The organism is Streptomyces sp. NPDC056347, from assembly GCF_042262625.1.
Classification (GTDB): Bacteria; Actinomycetota; Actinomycetes; order Streptomycetales; family Streptomycetaceae; genus Streptomyces.
Genome location: NZ_JBHJQP010000179.1, coordinates 1 through 16122, shown reverse-complemented (window position 1 = coordinate 16122; position 16122 = coordinate 1). Strand labels below are relative to the sequence as shown.

The 16122-nt window shown below is 70.6% G+C and carries 14 protein-coding genes, 3 tRNA genes and 1 pseudogene; 10 read left to right on the top strand and 8 right to left on the bottom strand.

All coding sequences use genetic code 11. The features are described from left to right. The first annotated feature begins 275 nt into the window (after nucleotides 1-275). Nucleotides 276-530, top strand: coding sequence for a DUF3073 domain-containing protein (locus ACFCV8_RS30220; RefSeq protein WP_148837076.1), 255 nt, complete (start codon nucleotides 276-278; stop codon nucleotides 528-530). Nucleotides 531-746: 216 nt separating this feature from the next. Here ACFCV8_RS30220 and purM read toward each other — a convergent pair whose 3' ends face one another. The 5 genes from purM to ACFCV8_RS30195 all read right to left on the bottom strand — a co-directional run bounded on the left by purM (nucleotide 747) and on the right by ACFCV8_RS30195 (nucleotide 5845). After that, the gene (gene purM, locus ACFCV8_RS30215) at nucleotides 747-1820 is read right to left on the bottom strand and encodes a phosphoribosylformylglycinamidine cyclo-ligase (protein WP_376688660.1); all 1074 of its coding nucleotides are present in this window, start codon (nucleotides 1818-1820) and stop codon (nucleotides 747-749) included. Between the two features lie 60 nt (nucleotides 1821-1880). Beyond that, nucleotides 1881-3407: an amidophosphoribosyltransferase gene (gene purF, locus ACFCV8_RS30210; protein WP_376688659.1), complete on the bottom strand. Its 1527-nt coding sequence runs from the start codon at nucleotides 3405-3407 to the stop codon at nucleotides 1881-1883. 351 nt (nucleotides 3408-3758) lie between these two features. Next, nucleotides 3759-4283, bottom strand: a complete 525-nt coding sequence (locus tag ACFCV8_RS30205; RefSeq protein WP_376688658.1) for an META domain-containing protein — start codon at nucleotides 4281-4283, stop codon at nucleotides 3759-3761. Nucleotides 4284-4377: 94 nt separating this feature from the next. Continuing rightward, nucleotides 4378-5178: a sterol carrier family protein gene (locus ACFCV8_RS30200; protein ID WP_376688657.1), complete on the bottom strand. Its 801-nt coding sequence runs from the start codon at nucleotides 5176-5178 to the stop codon at nucleotides 4378-4380. Between the two features lie 28 nt (nucleotides 5179-5206). After that, entirely contained in the window at nucleotides 5207-5845 is a 639-nt protein-coding gene (locus tag ACFCV8_RS30195; RefSeq protein ID WP_376688656.1) for a TetR/AcrR family transcriptional regulator, read from the bottom strand. A 119-nt stretch (nucleotides 5846-5964) separates the two neighbouring features. Here ACFCV8_RS30195 and ACFCV8_RS30190 point away from each other — a divergent pair, with 119 nt between their 5' ends. Continuing rightward, nucleotides 5965-7482, top strand: coding sequence for an MFS transporter (locus ACFCV8_RS30190; protein WP_376688655.1), 1518 nt, complete (start codon nucleotides 5965-5967; stop codon nucleotides 7480-7482). A gap of 114 nt (nucleotides 7483-7596) precedes the next feature. On the opposite strand, the gene purL is transcribed toward ACFCV8_RS30190, so the two are convergent. From purL to purS, 3 genes are read right to left on the bottom strand one after another with little or no spacing between them, the layout of a single operon-like run. After that, nucleotides 7597-9846 carry a phosphoribosylformylglycinamidine synthase subunit PurL gene (gene purL, locus ACFCV8_RS30185; protein WP_376688654.1) on the bottom strand — a complete coding sequence of 750 codons (2250 nt, stop codon included), beginning with the start codon at nucleotides 9844-9846 and terminating at the stop codon, nucleotides 7597-7599. Further along, a complete protein-coding gene (purQ, locus tag ACFCV8_RS30180; RefSeq protein ID WP_376688653.1) occupies nucleotides 9843-10523 on the bottom strand; it encodes a phosphoribosylformylglycinamidine synthase subunit PurQ in 681 nt (226 codons plus the stop codon). The genes purL and purQ overlap by 4 nt, the downstream gene beginning before the upstream one ends. Further along, nucleotides 10520-10780 carry a phosphoribosylformylglycinamidine synthase subunit PurS gene (purS, locus tag ACFCV8_RS30175; RefSeq protein WP_376688652.1) on the bottom strand — a complete coding sequence of 87 codons (261 nt, stop codon included), beginning with the start codon at nucleotides 10778-10780 and terminating at the stop codon, nucleotides 10520-10522. Before purS ends, purQ begins: the two co-directional genes overlap by 4 nt. Before the next feature lie 465 nt (nucleotides 10781-11245). Here purS and ACFCV8_RS30170 point away from each other — a divergent pair, with 465 nt between their 5' ends. The 8 genes and pseudogenes from ACFCV8_RS30170 (at nucleotide 11246) to ACFCV8_RS30135 (ending at nucleotide 16073) form a co-directional block, all read left to right on the top strand. Then, the gene (locus tag ACFCV8_RS30170; protein ID WP_376688651.1) at nucleotides 11246-11581 is read left to right on the top strand and encodes an Lsr2 family protein; all 336 of its coding nucleotides are present in this window, start codon (nucleotides 11246-11248) and stop codon (nucleotides 11579-11581) included. Nucleotides 11582-11749: 168 nt separating this feature from the next. After that, nucleotides 11750-11821, top strand: a tRNA-Gly gene (locus ACFCV8_RS30165). A gap of 98 nt (nucleotides 11822-11919) precedes the next feature. Beyond that, a tRNA-Gly gene (locus tag ACFCV8_RS30160) sits at nucleotides 11920-11992 on the top strand. Nucleotides 11993-12234: 242 nt separating this feature from the next. Then, the gene (locus ACFCV8_RS30155; protein WP_376688650.1) at nucleotides 12235-13176 is read left to right on the top strand and encodes an ABC transporter ATP-binding protein; all 942 of its coding nucleotides are present in this window, start codon (nucleotides 12235-12237) and stop codon (nucleotides 13174-13176) included. Next, nucleotides 13176-14004, top strand: a pseudogene (locus ACFCV8_RS30150) (ABC transporter permease). The gene ACFCV8_RS30155 and the pseudogene ACFCV8_RS30150 overlap by 1 nt, the downstream one beginning before the upstream one ends. 19 nt (nucleotides 14005-14023) lie before the next feature. Then, nucleotides 14024-15370 (top strand): sensor histidine kinase, encoded by a 1347-nt coding sequence (locus ACFCV8_RS30145; protein WP_376688661.1) that lies wholly within the window; start codon nucleotides 14024-14026, stop codon nucleotides 15368-15370. After that, on the top strand, nucleotides 15367-15978 hold the full coding sequence (locus ACFCV8_RS30140) for a response regulator (protein ID WP_376688649.1): 612 nt from the start codon (nucleotides 15367-15369) through the stop codon (nucleotides 15976-15978). Before ACFCV8_RS30145 ends, ACFCV8_RS30140 begins: the two co-directional genes overlap by 4 nt. A gap of 22 nt (nucleotides 15979-16000) precedes the next feature. Further along, nucleotides 16001-16073: transfer RNA gene (locus ACFCV8_RS30135), tRNA-Gly, on the top strand. The last annotated feature ends 49 nt before the right edge of the window (nucleotides 16074-16122 follow it).

Genomic DNA, 16122 nt, shown 5'->3' with positions numbered 1-16122 from the left:
GGGCCCACCCACCCCCGGCCCGGCTAGAGAAGACTCACGCCGGTCGGCGGGTCGTATGCCAAGAAGAGGTTAAAATCGCAGTTGACCAGCGAGGACGGGGCTCCTCGCAGGTCTGCTTCCGGGGCGCGTGACGCGGGCGACGTACCGTATGGCCGCGGAAGCAGGTACCGTTGAAGCCCTACGGGCACGGTCTCTCAGCCGAGAGTCCGTCCTGAAACATGAACGCGTGTCAAGACTCTGGGGCCGTCGAGCCCCGTCACCGAGGGGGTCGAGCCATGGGGCGCGGCCGGGCAAAGGCCAAGCAGACCAAGGTCGCCCGCCAGCTGAAGTACAGCACCGGCGGGACTGACCTGTCGCGTCTGGCCAATGAGCTGGGCGCATCACCTTCGAGTCAGCCACCGAACGCGGAGCCGTTCGAGGACGACGAGGAGGATGACCCGTACGCACAGTACGCGGATCTGTACAACGACGACGAGGACGAGGACGAGGACGACAAGTCCGGTCCGTCGTCACAGCGCCGCGGCGCTTGACCTCGCGCTGACACATCAACCCGGTCCGGGCCCGTCCCGGACCGGGTTCTGTGTTGCTCCGGTCCGTTCGCGCGCCGCTTCGGTCCGTTCGCGTGCTGTTCCGGTCCGTCGCGGGTGCGGGGCCGTCCGACCGTCCCCCCGCCGCCGGGCCTGTCGGCCGTGCGGCGGTCGGGGGAGTGGCGGACATCAGGGGCGCCCCGGTGTTCCCGGCCGTTCCTATCGCGCGTACCCGCCGACGAGCTCGGCGCCCGAGGTGTGCTCCCCGCGCTCGACGATCTCGCCCGCGACCCAGGAGTCGACCCCGCGGTCGGCCAGCGTCGTCAGGGCCGCGTCCACGGAGTCGGCCGGGACGATCGCGATCATGCCGACGCCCATGTTCAGCGTCTTCTCCAGCTCCAGCTGCTCGACCTGACCGGTCCGGCCGACCAGGTCGAAGACCGCGCCGGGCGTCCAGGTGGAGCGGTCGACCCGGGCGTGCAGGCCGTCCGGGATGACCCGGGCCAGGTTGTTGGCCAGGCCGCCGCCGGTGACGTGGCTGAAGCCGTGGACCTCGGTGGTGCGGGTGAGCGCCAGGCAGTCCAGCGAGTAGATCCGGGTGGGCTCCAGCAGCTCCTCGCCGAGCGTGCGGCCGAACTCCTCGACCTGCCGGTCCAGCGACCAGCCGGCCCGGTCGAAGACCACGTGCCGGACCAGCGAGTACCCGTTGGAGTGAAGTCCGGACGACGCCATGGCGATCACCACGTCACCCTTACGGATACGGTCCGGGCCCAGCAGCCGGTCGGCCTCGACCACGCCCGTACCGGCACCGGCGACGTCGAAGTCGTCCGGGCCGAGGAGGCCGGGGTGCTCGGCCGTCTCGCCGCCGACCAGGGAGCAGCCGGCGAGCACGCAGCCCTCGGCGATGCCCTTGACGATCGAAGCGACGCGCTCGGGGTGCACCTTGCCGACGCAGATGTAGTCGGTCATGAAGAGCGGCTCGGCGCCGCAGACGACCAGGTCGTCGACGACCATGCCCACGAGGTCGTGGCCGATGGTGTCGTACACGCCCATCTTGCGGGCGAGGTCGACCTTCGTGCCGACGCCGTCGGTGGCGGAGGCGAGGAGCGGACGCTCGTAGCGCTTGAGTGCCGAGGCGTCGAAGAGGCCGGCGAAGCCGCCGAGGCCGCCGAGGCCCGCGACCTCGGGGCGCTGCGTCTTCTTCACCCACTCCTTCATGAGCTCGACGGCGCGGTCGCCGGCCTCGATGTCGACGCCCGCTGCCGCGTAGGAAGCACCTGTTGTCTCAGACATGGCCTGGGATCTTTCGTGTGGAGATACGGGGCTGGTGGCCGGAGGTGTACGGCGGAACCGTCACGGGCGGCGCAGCGCGTCGGACGCGGCGGTCGCCGCCGGGCCTGCCGCCAGCTCGGTCTCCAGCAGCTGCTTGCCGAGCAGCTCCGGGTCGGGGAGCTCCATGGGGTACTCGCCGTCGAAGCAGGCGCGGCAGAGGTTCGGCTTGGCGATCGTCGTCGCCTCGATCATGGCGTCGAGGGAGATGTACGCGAGGGAGTCGGCGCCCATCGACGTGGCGATCTCGTCGACGGACATGCCGTTGGCGATCAGCTCGGCGCGGGTCGCGAAGTCGATCCCGAAGAAGCAGGGCCACTTGACCGGCGGGGAGGAGATACGGATGTGGATCTCGGCGGCACCGGCCTCGCGGAGCATCCGGACCAGCGCGCGCTGGGTGTTGCCGCGGACGATCGAGTCGTCGACGACCACCAGGCGCTTGCCCTTGATGACCTCGCGCAGCGGGTTGAGCTTGAGGCGGATGCCCAGCTGCCGGATGGTCTGGGACGGCTGGATGAAGGTACGGCCGACGTAGGCGTTCTTCACCAGTCCGGCGCCGAACGGGATGCCACTGGCTTCCGCGTAACCGATGGCGGCGGGCGTGCCGGACTCCGGCGTCGCTATCACCAGATCGGCCTCGACCGGGGCCTCGGCGGCGAGCTTGCGGCCCATCTCCACCCGGGACAGGTAGACGTTGCGCCCGGCGATGTCGGTGTCGGGGCGGGCCAGGTAGACGTACTCGAAGACGCAGCCCTTGGGCTTCGCTTCCGCGAACCGCGAGGTGCGCAGGCCGTTCTCGTCGATGGCGACGAGCTCGCCCGGCTCGATCTCGCGGACGAAGCTGGCGCCGCAGATGTCGAGGGCGGCGGACTCGGAGGCCACCACCCAGCCGCGCTCCAGCCGGCCGAGGACCAGCGGGCGGATGCCCTGCGGGTCACGGGCGGCGTAGAGGGTGTGCTCGTCCATGAAGACGAGGGAGAAGGCGCCCCGCACATCGGGGAGCACCTTCGCGGCGGCCTGCTCGATGGTGAGCGGCTCGCCGTCCTCCCCGGTCTGTCCGGCGAGCAGCGCGGTCACCAGATCGGTGTCGTTCGTCGCGGCGACCTGGGTGGCGCGGCCGTCCCTGCGGGGAAGCTCGGCGACCATTTCGGCGAGCTGGGCCGTATTGACCAGATTGCCGTTGTGACCCAGGGCGATCGAGCCGTGCGCGGTGGCACGGAACGTCGGCTGCGCGTTCTCCCACACCGAGGCACCGGTGGTGGAGTAGCGGGCGTGACCGACCGCGATATGGCCCTGGAGCGATCCCAGAGACGTTTCGTCGAAGACCTGCGAGACCAGTCCCATGTCCTTGAAGACCAGGATCTGCGACCCGTTGCTCACTGCGATGCCCGCGGACTCCTGTCCACGGTGCTGCAGGGCATACAGTCCGAAATAGGTGAGCTTGGCGACCTCTTCGCCCGGAGCCCAGACACCGAAGACGCCACATGCGTCCTGGGGGCCTTTCTCTCCGGGGAGCAGGTCGTGGTTGAGTCGTCCATCACCACGAGGCACGCCACTGAGTGTAGGCGAGATCGACCACTGGTCCGAATTCGGGACAGTGGGCCGGACCACCGTGGAAGCGCTCCCGGGGAGGGTCCGGAGCCCGCTCCGAACGGTTACGCGGAGTGATTGCCCGGCGGTCGCCGCGAGGGGCGGATCGGGCCAGGGGGCGGCGAGCGCCCGGATCAGGGCCTGGTTGCCGTCGGTTTCCGGCCACCCGGCCCGAAGGGGTGTCGGGCCGGGCGGTGGCGCTCGGTGAGGCGCCAGGCGGTTCGGTGTGCGAGCCGACCGAACGCGCGTTTCGTGGCGAGCCTCACACCCTGATGTCCGGGATGGGGGATTCGGGGCGCCGGGGCGGGCGGTTCAGGGGGCGGTCGCGGGGGTCGTGGCCGTGGAGGGCGCGGCGGTGGCGGAGGGTTCTTCGGCCGTGGCGCCGAGCCCCTTGCCGTTCGCGGCGGTGAGGGAGAGCGTGCCCGGGCCGGTCCGGTACGTCGTTCGCCCGTCCAGGATCTCCAGCAGGGCCCGTTCCACCTTCATCCGGGGACCGGGGCACATCATCTTGGTGCTCTCCGCCAGGCCGAAGGTGACGGTGGAGCCGCTGATCACCGCCGTGCCGCGGAACGAGTTGCAGCCCGTGCTGCCGTGGACGGAGCCGTTCCTGCCGAAGACGACCCGGGCCTCCCGCTCCGCGCCCGCGGGCAGCGGCGCGGCCGAGGCGCCCGGGCCGGAGGTCAGGGACGTGACGGTCCAGGTGGTGCCGGTGAGCGGGGTCGGGGGCGGCGAGGAAGGGGCCACGGAGCCGCCCGCCCCGGTGCCGGTTCCCCGCTCGGTGCCGCAGGCGGTGAGGGCGAGCAGGGCGAGGGATACGAGGGGTACGAGGGCGGTCACGGCCGCTCGGGGATCTCGGGCTGTTCGTCGGGTCCGCATGGCGCTGGGACGGTGCGGTCCGCCGTGCGGTTCCCCCGGTTCCTCGGTGGCTCCCTCAGCCCATCAGGGGCAGCAGCGCGGCGAGATCGGCCCGCTCCCCGCTGGCGTTGACCTTTGCCGCGTCGAGCGCCCGCGCCCACTGCGTGCGTCCGGTGGCGAGCCGGATCCAGGTGAGGGGGTCGGTCTCGACGACGTTGGGCGGGGTGCCGCGGGTGTGCCGGGGGCCCGGCACGCACTGGACGACCGCGAACGGCGGTACGCGCACCTCGACCGAGCCGCCCGGGGCCTTCTGCGCGAGGGCGTCGGCGAGCAGCCGGGTGCAGGCGGCGAGTGCCTGCCGGTCGTACGGGATGCCGAGGCCGGTCGCCTCGTTCAGGTCGTCGGTGTGCACGATCAGCTCGACGGTGCGGGTGACGAGGTAGTCGGCCAGCCGCATCACCCCGACCCGGGTCGTCAGCAGCCGCTCGTCGTCGGCCCCGGGCACCAGCTCCTCGAACCGCGCCGCGGCCTCCCCGTACAGCGCGTCCAGGTCGGGGTGGTCCCGGGCGAGTGCCCGGGTGTCGTCGGCGATGCCGTCCGCCCGGTCCGCGGTCGCCGACGGCCACTCGACGAGCGCGAGGCCCGGCTTCGCCGCGGCGGGTTCCGGCAGCGCCAGGCTCCGGGTGACGCCGGAGAGCGCCATGGTCAGGTGGGCGGCCAGCTCGCGTACGGTCCAGTCGCCGAGCCGGGTGGGCCTGGCCAGCTGCTCGGGCGTCAGGGTGCGCACGGCTTCCCGTACCTGGGCGAACTGGGCGAGGACCGCGGCTCGGGTCCTGACCGGGTCGTAGCGGCGGGCGCGTTTGCGGGACGGCTGCATGCCGGGAGCCTACGGCCTGCCCGGCGGCTCAGTTCCGGATCGCGAACCCGCCCAGCCCGTCGGCCAGCATGGCGAAGCCGCGCACGGCCAGCGCGGCGGCCTCCGGCGCGATCGCGTCGGAGGGCTCGCCCGCCAGCAGCCGCGACTGGTTGGCCTGGATGAGGGAGTTACGGGTGGCGATCAGCTGGGCCGCCGCGATCCGGGCCGTGGCGGGCTCGTGCCCCTCCTCGATCAGGGCCTCGGCGAGCAGGTCGAAGGAGCGCAGGGAGAGGGCATGGGCCCGGAGCAGCAGTGCCGGGGTCTCCTGGATCAGCCGGCGCACCTGCATCACCATCGGCAGATCGCTCATCCCCACCGAGGGGTCGCGGCGCTCGATCGCCTCCAGGAACTGTGTGCGCACGGCGACCAGCACGGATCTGCCGGGCGCCCGGTCCCGTACCACTCGCGCGACGTCGCCGATGTGCTCCTCCATCGGCGAGAGGACCAGGTCCTCCTTGCTCGCGAAGTAGTTGAAGACCGTCATCTTCGAGACCTCGGCGGCCTCGGCGATCTCGGCGACCGAGACCCCGTCGAAGCCGCGCTCCGAGAAGAGTTCGGTGGCCGCGGCCAGCAGGCGGTGGCGCGTCCGGAACTTCTTGCGCTCGCGCAGGCTCATCCCCTCTGTCATGGCGTCACTGTACCAGGATGAAAGTTGAGATCGGATTAATTCTTGACTCGATACATTTTCACGGGTCATGGTGGTGCCCGACCACGGCGGCACCCGGCCGCCCGGGAGGGGAATCCGTCATGCCCGCAGCCATGACCGACCGGCAACGTCTGGTCGGTTTCACGCTCTGCATCGCCACGATCCTGCTGGCCGTGCTCGACACGAACATCGTCTCGGCGGCGACCGTGCCGATCGTCGGCGATCTCGACCCGGTGCACGGGATCGACAAGATCCCCTGGCTGATCGCCGCCTATCAGCTCGCCGCCACCGCGGCACTGCCGCTGTACGGGAAGCTCTGCGACGTACTCGGCGCCAAGCAGGTCTTCATCGGGGCCGTAGCCTCCTTCCTCGCCGGATCGGCGCTGTGCGGAATGGCCGGCTCCATGGGCTGGCTGATCGCCGCCCGCGCACTTCAGGGCGTCGGGGGCGGCGGACTGATGAGCGTCACCATGGTCGTGCTGCGCGAGCTCAAGGGACCCGAGGAGAAGGCCGCCGGCAAGGGCGGCAGCATCGGCGGGATCGTCGCCGGTGCGGGAATGGCGCTCGGGCCGTGGCTCGGCGGAACCCTCGCCGACCACGCCGACTGGCGGTGGATCTTCTACGTCAATCTGCCGGTCGGCCTCGCCGTCCTGGCCGCGGCGGTCCGGGTGCTGAAGCTGCCCGCGCGGACCACGCGCCGTGCCATCGACTTCCCGGGTGCCGGGCTCGCGGCCGCCTTCTCCACCATGCTGCTGCTGGTCACCGAGTGGGGAGGCAAGGACCACGCCTGGTCGTCCCCGCTGATCGTCGGCCTTCTCGTGGCGACCGCCGCCGCACTCGTCCTCTTCGTGGGCCGCCAGGCCACCGCCGCCGAACCGGTGCTGCCGCTCGGCCTCTTCAAGGTCCGTGAGATCCGGTACGGCTTCGCCATCCAGGGGCTGGTCGGCGCGGCCATGATGGGCTCGATGGTCTACGTGATGATCTATCTCCAGGTCGTCCGCGGGATCGCCGCCTCGTCGGCCGGGCTCCACCTGGTCCCGATGGCGATCGGAATGGCGGCCGTCGGCCTGCTCTCCGAACGGCTCGCCGCGGCGGGCTGGTCGCAGAAGACCTTCGTCGTCAGCGGCACCGTCAGCGCGTCCGCCGCCCTGGCACTGCTCGCCACGCTCTCCACGGACACGAGCCTCTGGACGGTCCGCGCCGCGCTGCTGCTGATGGGCATCGGCTTCGGACAGCTCGTGGGACAGCTGATCCAACTGGTCCAGGACACCGCACCGGCCGATCAGCTGGGCGTGGCCACCACCGGCGTCCGCTTCTTCCAGACCCTCGGCGGCGCACTGGGCGCCGCGCTCTTCGGCACCGTACTCAGCAGGGTCTACGCGGCTCACGGGCCCGGCGGCATGACCAGCGGAATCGGCCGGCTGACCGGCCCCGCCCGCCGGCAGGCACTGGACGCCTTCGTCACCTCGACCGACGTGGTCTTCTGGGCCGCGACCGGGGTGATGCTCCTGGCGGCGGTACTGGCGACCCGGCTGCCGTCCCGCCGGGAACCGCGGACGGCGGACGTGAACGCCGCCGAATCCACCGCGCCGCCGCCCCCCGCCCCGCTCCACCGGTGAGCCGGGACCCCACCGGAACCCCGTACCAGGACCGTACGTGAACGGCCCCGCCCACGAACGAGGAAGGCCCCGCCCATCGACAGGGCGGGGCCTTCCTCGTCAGGAACAGGCGCGTCAGGCGAGCAGACCCGGAATGGTCTCCTCGTGCGCGGTGCGCAGCTCGCTCAGCGGAATGCCGAACTCGCCCTGGACATCGATCTCCTCGCCGTCCACGACACCGATCCGGGCGACGGGCAGACCCCGCGCCCCGCACATGTCGTTGAACCGGAGCTCCTCGCTCCGCGGCACGGAGACGATCGCGCGCCCCGCCGACTCGGAGAAGAGGAAGGTGAACGCGTCCAGACCGTCCGGCACGACCAGCCGGGCACCCTTCCCGCCGCGCAGGCAGGACTCGGTGACCGCCTGGATCAGACCGCCGTCGGAGAGGTCGTGCGCCGCGTCGATCATGCCGTCGCGGGAGGCCGAGATCAGGATCTCGGCGAGCAGCTTCTCGCGGCCCAGGTCCACCTTCGGCGGCATGCCGCCGAGGTGTCCGTGGATCACCTCGGACCAGGCCGAACCGCCGAACTCCTCGTGCGTGTCGCCCAGCAGGTAGAGGAGCTGGCCCTCCTCGGCGAAGGCGACCGGCGTACGCCGGTTGACGTCGTCGATCACGCCGAGCACGGCCACGACCGGCGTCGGGTGGATCGCCGTCTCACCGGTCTGGTTGTACAGCGAGACGTTTCCGCCGGTGACCGGCGTCCCCAGCTCCAGGCAGCCGTCCGCCAGGCCACGGGTGGCCTCGGCGAACTGCCACATGACGTCCGGGTCCTCCGGCGAACCGAAGTTCAGGCAGTCCGAGATAGCGAGCGGCTTCGCACCGGAGGCGGCGACATTGCGGTACGACTCCGCCAGCGCGAGCTGCGCGCCGGTGTACGGGTCGAGCTTGGCGTACCGGCCGTTGCCGTCGGTCGCCATGGCCACGCCCAGGTTCGACTCCTCGTCGATCCGGACCATGCCGGCGTCCTCGGGCATCGCGAGCACGGTGTTGCCCTGCACGAACCGGTCGTACTGGTCGGTGATCCAGGACTTCGACGCCTGGTTCGGGGACGAGACCAGCCTGAGGACCTGCTCCCGCAGCTCCGCGCCGTTGGCCGGACGGGCCAGCTTGCCGGCGTCGTCGGCCTGGAGCGCGTCCTGCCACGACGGGCGGGCGAACGGGCGGTGGTACGTCGGGCCCTCGTGGGCGACGGACCGCGGCGGTACGTCCACGATCTGCTCGCCGTGCCAGAAGATCTCCAGCTGGGAGCCCTCGGTTACCTCACCGATGACGGTGGCGATGACGTCCCACTTCTCGCAGATCTCCAGGAAGCGGTCCACGTGCTGCGGCTCGACGATCGCGCACATGCGCTCCTGCGACTCGCTCATGAGGATCTCCTCCGGCGAGAGCGAGGAGTCACGCAGCGGCACGGTGTCCAGCTCGACGCGCATGCCGCCGGAACCGGCCGAGGCCAGCTCGGAGGTGGCACAGGAGAGCCCGGCGCCGCCGAGGTCCTGGATGCCCGCGACCAGCTTCTCCTTGAAGATCTCCAGGGTGCACTCGATGAGGAGCTTCTCCTGGAACGGGTCGCCGACCTGGACGGCCGGGCGCTTGGCCGGGCCGGTCGACTCGAAGGTCTCCGAGGCCAGCACGGAGACGCCGCCGATGCCGTCGCCGCCGGTGCGGGCGCCGTACAGGATCACCTTGTTGCCGGGGCCGGAGGCCTTGGCCAGGTGGATGTCCTCGTGCTTCATCACGCCGATGCAGCCGGCGTTGACCAGCGGGTTGCCCTGGTAGCAGGCGTCGAAGACGACCTCGCCGCCGATGTTCGGCAGACCCAGGCAGTTGCCGTAGCCGCCGATGCCCGCGACGACGCCCGGCAGGACGCGCTTGGTGTCGGGGTGGTCGGCCGCGCCGAAGCGCAGCGGGTCGACGACCGCGACCGGGCGGGCACCCATGGCGAGGATGTCGCGGACGATGCCGCCGACGCCGGTGGCCGCGCCCTGGTAGGGCTCGATGTACGAGGGGTGGTTGTGCGACTCGACCTTGAAGGTGACCGCGTACCCCTGGCCGACGTCGACCACACCGGCGTTCTCGCCGATGCCGACGAGCATCGCGTCGTTGGCGGGGACCTTCTCGCCGAACTGCTTGAGGTGGACCTTGCTGCTCTTGTAGGAGCAGTGCTCGGACCACATCACGGAGTACATGGCGAGCTCGGCACCGGTGGGACGGCGGCCCAGGATCTCGCGGATCCGGGCGTACTCGTCCTCCTTGAGGCCGAGCTCCTTCCAGGGCTGCGCGGTGTCCGGGGTCCCGGCCGCGTGCTTGACCGTATCCAGGCTCATGCGTTGACCAGCTTCTTGATGATCGAGGTGAAGAAACCGAGACCGTCGGTGCGGCCGGTTCCGATCAGCGGCTCGACGGCGTGCTCCGGGTGCGGCATCAGGCCGACGACGTTGCCCGCGGCGTTGGTGATGCCGGCGATGTCGCGCAGTGAACCGTTCGGGTTCATGCCCAGGTAGCGGAAGGCGACCCGGCCCTCCGCCTCCAGCTCGTCGAGCACCCGCTCGTCGGCGACGTAACGCCCGTCCATGTTCTTGAGCGGTACGGAGATCTCCTGGCCCGCGGAGTAGTCCGAGGTCCAGTCCGTCTCCGCGTTCTCGACGCGCAGCTTCTGGTCGCGGCAGATGAAGTGCAGGTGGTTGTTGCGCAGCATCGCGCCGGGCAGCAGGTGCGCCTCGGTCAGGATCTGGAAGCCGTTGCAGATGCCGAGGACCGGCATGCCCGCCTTCGCCTGCTCGATGACGGTCTCCATGACCGGCGAGAAGCGGGAGATGGCTCCGGCCCGCAGGTAGTCGCCGTAGGAGAAGCCGCCCGCCAGGATGACCGCGTCGACCTGGTGCAGGTCCTTGTCGCGGTGCCACAGCGACACGGGTTCGGCGCCCGCGACCCGTACGGCCCTCAGGCTGTCCTTGTCGTCGAGCGTGCCGGGAAAGGTGACGACTCCGATACGAGCAGTCACTTCGACTCCTCGACCTTCTCCACCGTCACGGTGAAGTCCTCGATGACGGTGTTGGCGAGGAAAGTCTCGGCCATCTCGTGAATACGGCTGAGGGCGGCATCGTCGACCGGCCCCTCGACCTCGAGCTCGAAACGCTTTCCCTGACGTACGTCCGCGATTCCCTCGAAGCCGAGACGGGGCAGTGCGCGCTGCACCGCCTGTCCCTGCGGGTCGAGGATCTCGGGCTTGAGCATGACGTCGACTACGACGCGTGCCACTGGCACTCCCGGTGGTGGTGTGGTGCGGCTGTTTCTCCGGGGGGCTCCCCAGACCCCCGCAGGTCCCCTCAGCCTACCTGCCCAGAAAATCTACGCGGGTAGATATCGGAGGCGGTGGATGACGTGGAAGATCACGTCTGGATATCGGGCGCGACAACGCGCGGGAAAAGTCCTGCAAAAAGAATCTTCGCCGGTGGTGCGCGTGGAAGCCGATGGCACACATGGAAGACGGAAGGCGGAAGGTATACGACGTGCGTATACGCGGTACGCATACAAGACTGACACGCGCAGGTAATTGTGCGGGCTTCACAATGCGGCGCCCGTCGCTGTACAAATGATTACCGGGGAATGCAGCATTGCCCTAAACAGTCGGCGGCCCGCCGGCGCAGTATCCGCCTACCGGCCGGAAGGCCGGTATCGGCGCACGCCGGACGGCGCCGATACCGTAGGAAAGGACCGATATCCGTGGCTCAGCGCGTAGTGGTCACGCTCTCCGACGACATCGACGGGGGAGCAGCGGCGGAAACGGTCTCCTTCGCCCTCGACGGGAAGTCGTACGAGATCGACCTCAATCCCGCCAATGCGAAGAAACTGCGCAAGGTCCTCGCGCCGTACATGGCGGCGGGGCGGAAGCAGTCGAATGCCGGCAGGCACGGCAGGACTCCCGTGTCCTACCGGCACACGTCGCTCGCCCCCGATCCGGCGGCGGTGCGCGCCTGGGCCCGGTCCCACCGGATGGAGGTGCCGGCCCGCGGCCGCATCCCCAAGAAGGTCTACGAGGCGTTCCGCGAAGCGAGCTGACCGACGGCCGGGGGTGCCGGGGCGGCCCGCTCGGGGACGCTCCGGCGATGTCCCGTCGATGCTCCGGCGACACCTCGGGGGCACCGACTTGCGCTGCACCCCCGCAGGTCGGCTAAAGTCTGGAGCACGCCGAGGGGCAAGGCCGAAAAGCCGAACCCCACGCAGCGTGCGGGTGTAGTTCAGTAGCAGAACATCCCCCTTCCAGGGGGAAGGCGCAGTGTGCGATTCCTGTCACCCGCTCTGCATCGTTCTTATCGACCACTCCGGTGGATCGGGTAGAGTGATGCGCATACCGCCCGGCGGATCTCCTTTCGAGGAGTACAATGAGCGGCAGTAATGCGGACGTGGCTCAGTTGGTAGAGCATCACCTTGCCAAGGTGAGGGTCGCGAGTTCGAATCTCGTCGTCCGCTCTTGATGAAAACGAAGGCCCTGATCGATATCGATCAGGGCCTTCGTCGTATCGAGCTGCTTGCTGCCTCCAGTTCCTGCCTCCTGCCTCCCGCTCGCTGCTTCCGGCCGGCCGTTTCTTTGGCCGCCGTTTCTGCCCGCTGCTTCCTGCCCGTTGCGGTGCTTGTCGTCACATGACGTTTGTCATGGGCAGTGATGACAGCTCGCACTGACCCCGGCGCGGGTCCGGCGGAAATCTGTAGGCATGACCAGCGACAAGACTCCAGGCGGCCTCGTGATCGAGGCGGACGGCGTGCGGCGACGTTACGGGGGCGGCTTCGAGGCCGTCTCCGGCGTCTCCTTCTCGGTGGCGCGCGGCGAGCTCTTCGCCCTGCTCGGGACGAACGGCGCCGGAAAGACCTCCACCGTAGAGGTGCTGGAGGGCCTGGCCGTGCCCGATGGCGGTGCGGTGCGGGTGCTCGGCCACGACCCGTTCCGCGAGCGCGCCGCCGTCCGGCCCCGGATCGGGGTGATGCTCCAGGAGGGCGGTTTCCCCTCCGACCTGACGGTCACCGAGACGGTACGGATGTGGGCGGGCTGCACCACGGGCGCGCGCCCGGTCGTGGAGGCGCTGGGCCTGGTGGGGCTCGGCCACCGGGCGCGGGCGCGGGTCAAGCAGCTCTCCGGCGGCGAGCGGCGCCGCCTCGATCTGGCGCTGGCCCTGCTCGGGCGGCCCGAGGTGCTGTTCCTGGACGAGCCGACCACCGGGCTCGACGCCGAGGGGCGGCGCGACACCTGGGAGCTGGTGCGCGCGCTGCGCGACGGCGGCACCACCGTGCTGCTCACCACGCACTACCTGGAGGAGGCCGAGTCGCTCGCCGACCGGCTGGCGATCATGCACCGGGGGCGCATCGTGACGGCGGGCACCACCGCCGAGGTGACGGCCTCCCGTCCCTCCCGCATCCGGTTCCGGCTCCCGGAGGGAGTTCCGGCGGCCCGGCTGCCGCTGGGGCTGCGGGCCGCGGCCGAGGGCGGCCGGATCGAGATACGCACCCACCGCCTTCAGGAGTCGCTGGACGAACTGCTGACCTGGGCCAGGGAGTCGGACGTCCGGCTGCTCGGTCTCGACGCCCGGTCGGCCTCGCTCGAAGAAGCATTCCTCGACATCGCGCAGAGCGCGTCGGAGCCCGAAGGAGTGGCCGCGTAATGACGACCCCGACAATCGCGCCGGGCGGCGCGGCGTCCGCACCGGACAGGCCGGCCGCGTCGGCGACGACGCTCCGGGGCCGGCTCACCGCCCTGGGACGGGCCGAGGCGGCCCTGCTGGCCCGTAACAGGACGGCGATCTCCGTCGCCCTGCTGATGCCCGCCGCCATGGTCCTGGCGATGAAGTCGACGCTCAAGCAGTCCGTGCTCGACGGGACGGGCCTGAGCGTCGCCGCGGCCGCGCTCACCGGCGGCATCGGCATCGTGCTGGTCCAGGCCGTCTACATGAACCTGGTCTCGGCCTACGTGGCTCGGCGCGAGGACCTGGTCCTGAAGCGGCTGCGCACCGGCGAAGTCACGGACCGGGAGATCCTCATCGGCACGGCCCTGCCGTCGGCCGCACTGGCGCTGGCGCAGACGGCAGTGATCGTGGCGGCCGGGACGGCCTTCTTCGGCCTCGCCGTGCCACGCCGCCCCGAACTGCTGCTGGCGGGCCTGCTGCTGGGCGTCGTGCTGCTGGCGGCGCTGGCCGCGCTCACCTCCGCCGTGACCCGCACAGTGCAGACCTCGCAGCTCACCACCCTCCCGCTGTTCTTCATATCGATGACGGGTTCGGGGCTCTTCGTCCCGTTGGACGTCATGCCCGACCGGATGGCGGCGGTGTGCGAATTCCTGCCGATGACCGGCGTGATGACGCTCGTCCGGACGGGCTGGCTGGGCGGGACCGAGGGGTTCTGGTCTGCTGATGGCCGCTCTGACCGGGCTGGCCTGGACCGTGATCGCCGTGTTTGCTGTGAAGCATCGGTTCCGCTGGGAACCGCGACGTTGAGAAGGGACATGCCGTGCCGGTGCTCGTGCGGGGCTGGCGCCGCAGTTGGCAGCGGCGCAGCAAGCTGGAGCGGATCGATCTCTACTCGCGGCTGACCATCTCGGTGATCCCCTGGCTCTTCACCCTGTCCTGGCAGCTGACTCCCTTCAAGTCGGACATCCGCCACGCTCCGCTGCCGATCGCGCTGGGCGTGGCACTGCTCCTCGTGAACCTCACGCAGTGCCTGCTCAGCAACCGCAATGTGGAGTCGTCCTACGCGCACTATCTCGATGTCGCCGTCTTTCCCGGAAAGCGCCAACTGCCCCCGCTGTTCCTGTTGCTGGTGAACCTGGGACTGCTCGCGGCGCTGGTCGGGATCGACGGGGTGGGTGATCCGGGGCTGCTCATCATGATGCTGAACGCGCCGATCGCGTTCGCCATAACGCAGAGCCTGCTGGTGCCGGTGCGCACCTTCCTCATCCAGTCGTTCGCCTTCACGGCCCTGAGCGTGGTGGTCCTCGCGGTGGCCGGGGTCCGGGGCGGGATGCTGGCGGGGGTGGTGCCGACCTCGCTCTTCGGCAGCCTGCTCGTGCTGATCTCCGTACGTCCCAGTGCCTGGAGCCTGAAGGTGATGTGGCAGGCGGAGGACGCACGCGACCTCCAGGCCCGGCTCGCGGTGGCCGAGGAGCGGCTGCGGTTCGCGAGGGACCTGCACGACGTGATGGGCCGCAACCTCGCCGTCATAGCCCTGAAGAGCGAGCTGGCCGTGGAGCTGGCCCAGCGGGGGAGGCCGGAGGCGGTGGACCAGATGGTCGAGGTGCAGCGGATAGCCCGCACCTCGCAGCAGGAGGTGCGCGATGTCGTACGGGGATACCGGGAGGCCGACCTGAGCACGGAACTGGCCGGTGCCCGCGGGGTGCTGAGCGCGGCCGGGATCGAGTGCGAGGTGACGGGGGAGTCCGGCGACCGGCTGCCCGGCCCCGTGCAGTCCGCGCTGGGCTGGGTCGTGCGCGAGGCGGCGACCAACGTCCTGCGGCACGGCGACCCGCGCCGCTGCACGATCCGGCTGAACACCTCGGCGGGCGCGGCCGTGCTGCGGGTGGAGAACGACGGGGTGAAGAGCGACGGGGCGGAGAACGGAGCTGGGGGAGGCGCCGGGGTGGGCGCCGGGCCCGTGCCCGGCGGGTCCGGGCTCGCCGGGCTGCGGGAGCGGCTGCGCGTACTCGACGGTTCGCTGGAGGCGTGCCCGGCGGGGAGCGGCCTGTTCCGCCTCACCGCGACGATCCCGCTCGAACCGGCGGCGCCGCTCGGAGCGGTGGTGCCCGCCGCCCGTGGTGAAGAGCCCGCCACCGAGAAGGCGCCCGCGCTCCAGGAGGAAGCACGATGACGACCGTACGGGTGCTGCTCGCCGACGACGAGCACCTGATCCGGGGCGCGCTCGCCGCGCTGCTCGCGCTGGAGGACGACCTCGTGGTGGTCGCGGAAGCGGCGACCGGCCCGGAGGCGCTGGCCATGGCACGGGCCCACCGCCCCGATGTGGCCGTGCTCGACCTGGAGATGCCGGGCGCCGACGGTGTGAGTGTCGCCACATCGCTGCGGGCCGAGCTGCCCGGCTGCCGGACGATGATCGTGACCAGTCACGGTCTGCCCGGTCACCTCAAGCGGGCGCTCGAGGCGGGTGTGCGGGCCTTCGTGCCGAAGACCGTGAGCGCCCGACAACTGGCCGGGATCATCCGTACCGTGCACGCCGGAAATCGTTACGTGGACCCGGAGTTGGCGGCCGACGCGATCTCCGCGGGGGACTCTCCGCTCACCGCGCGCGAGGCCGAGGTGCTGGCGCTGGCGGCGGACGGGGCGCCCGTCGCGGAGGTCGCCGAGCGGGCCTCGCTCTCGCAGGGAACGGTGCGGAACTACCTCTCCTCGGCCGTCTCGAAGCTCGGCGCGGAGAACCGACATGCCGCCGTGCGTCTCGCACGGCAACGAGGATGGGTATAGTAGGTCTCGCGCTTCGGCGCTTGCGGACGTAGCTCAGTTGGTAGAGCGCAACCTTGCCAAGGTTGAGGTCGCCAGTTCGAACCTGGTCGTCCGCTCGGTTCAGCAAGAAGCCCCCGGTCTTTCGGCCGGGGGCTTCTTCGTGTT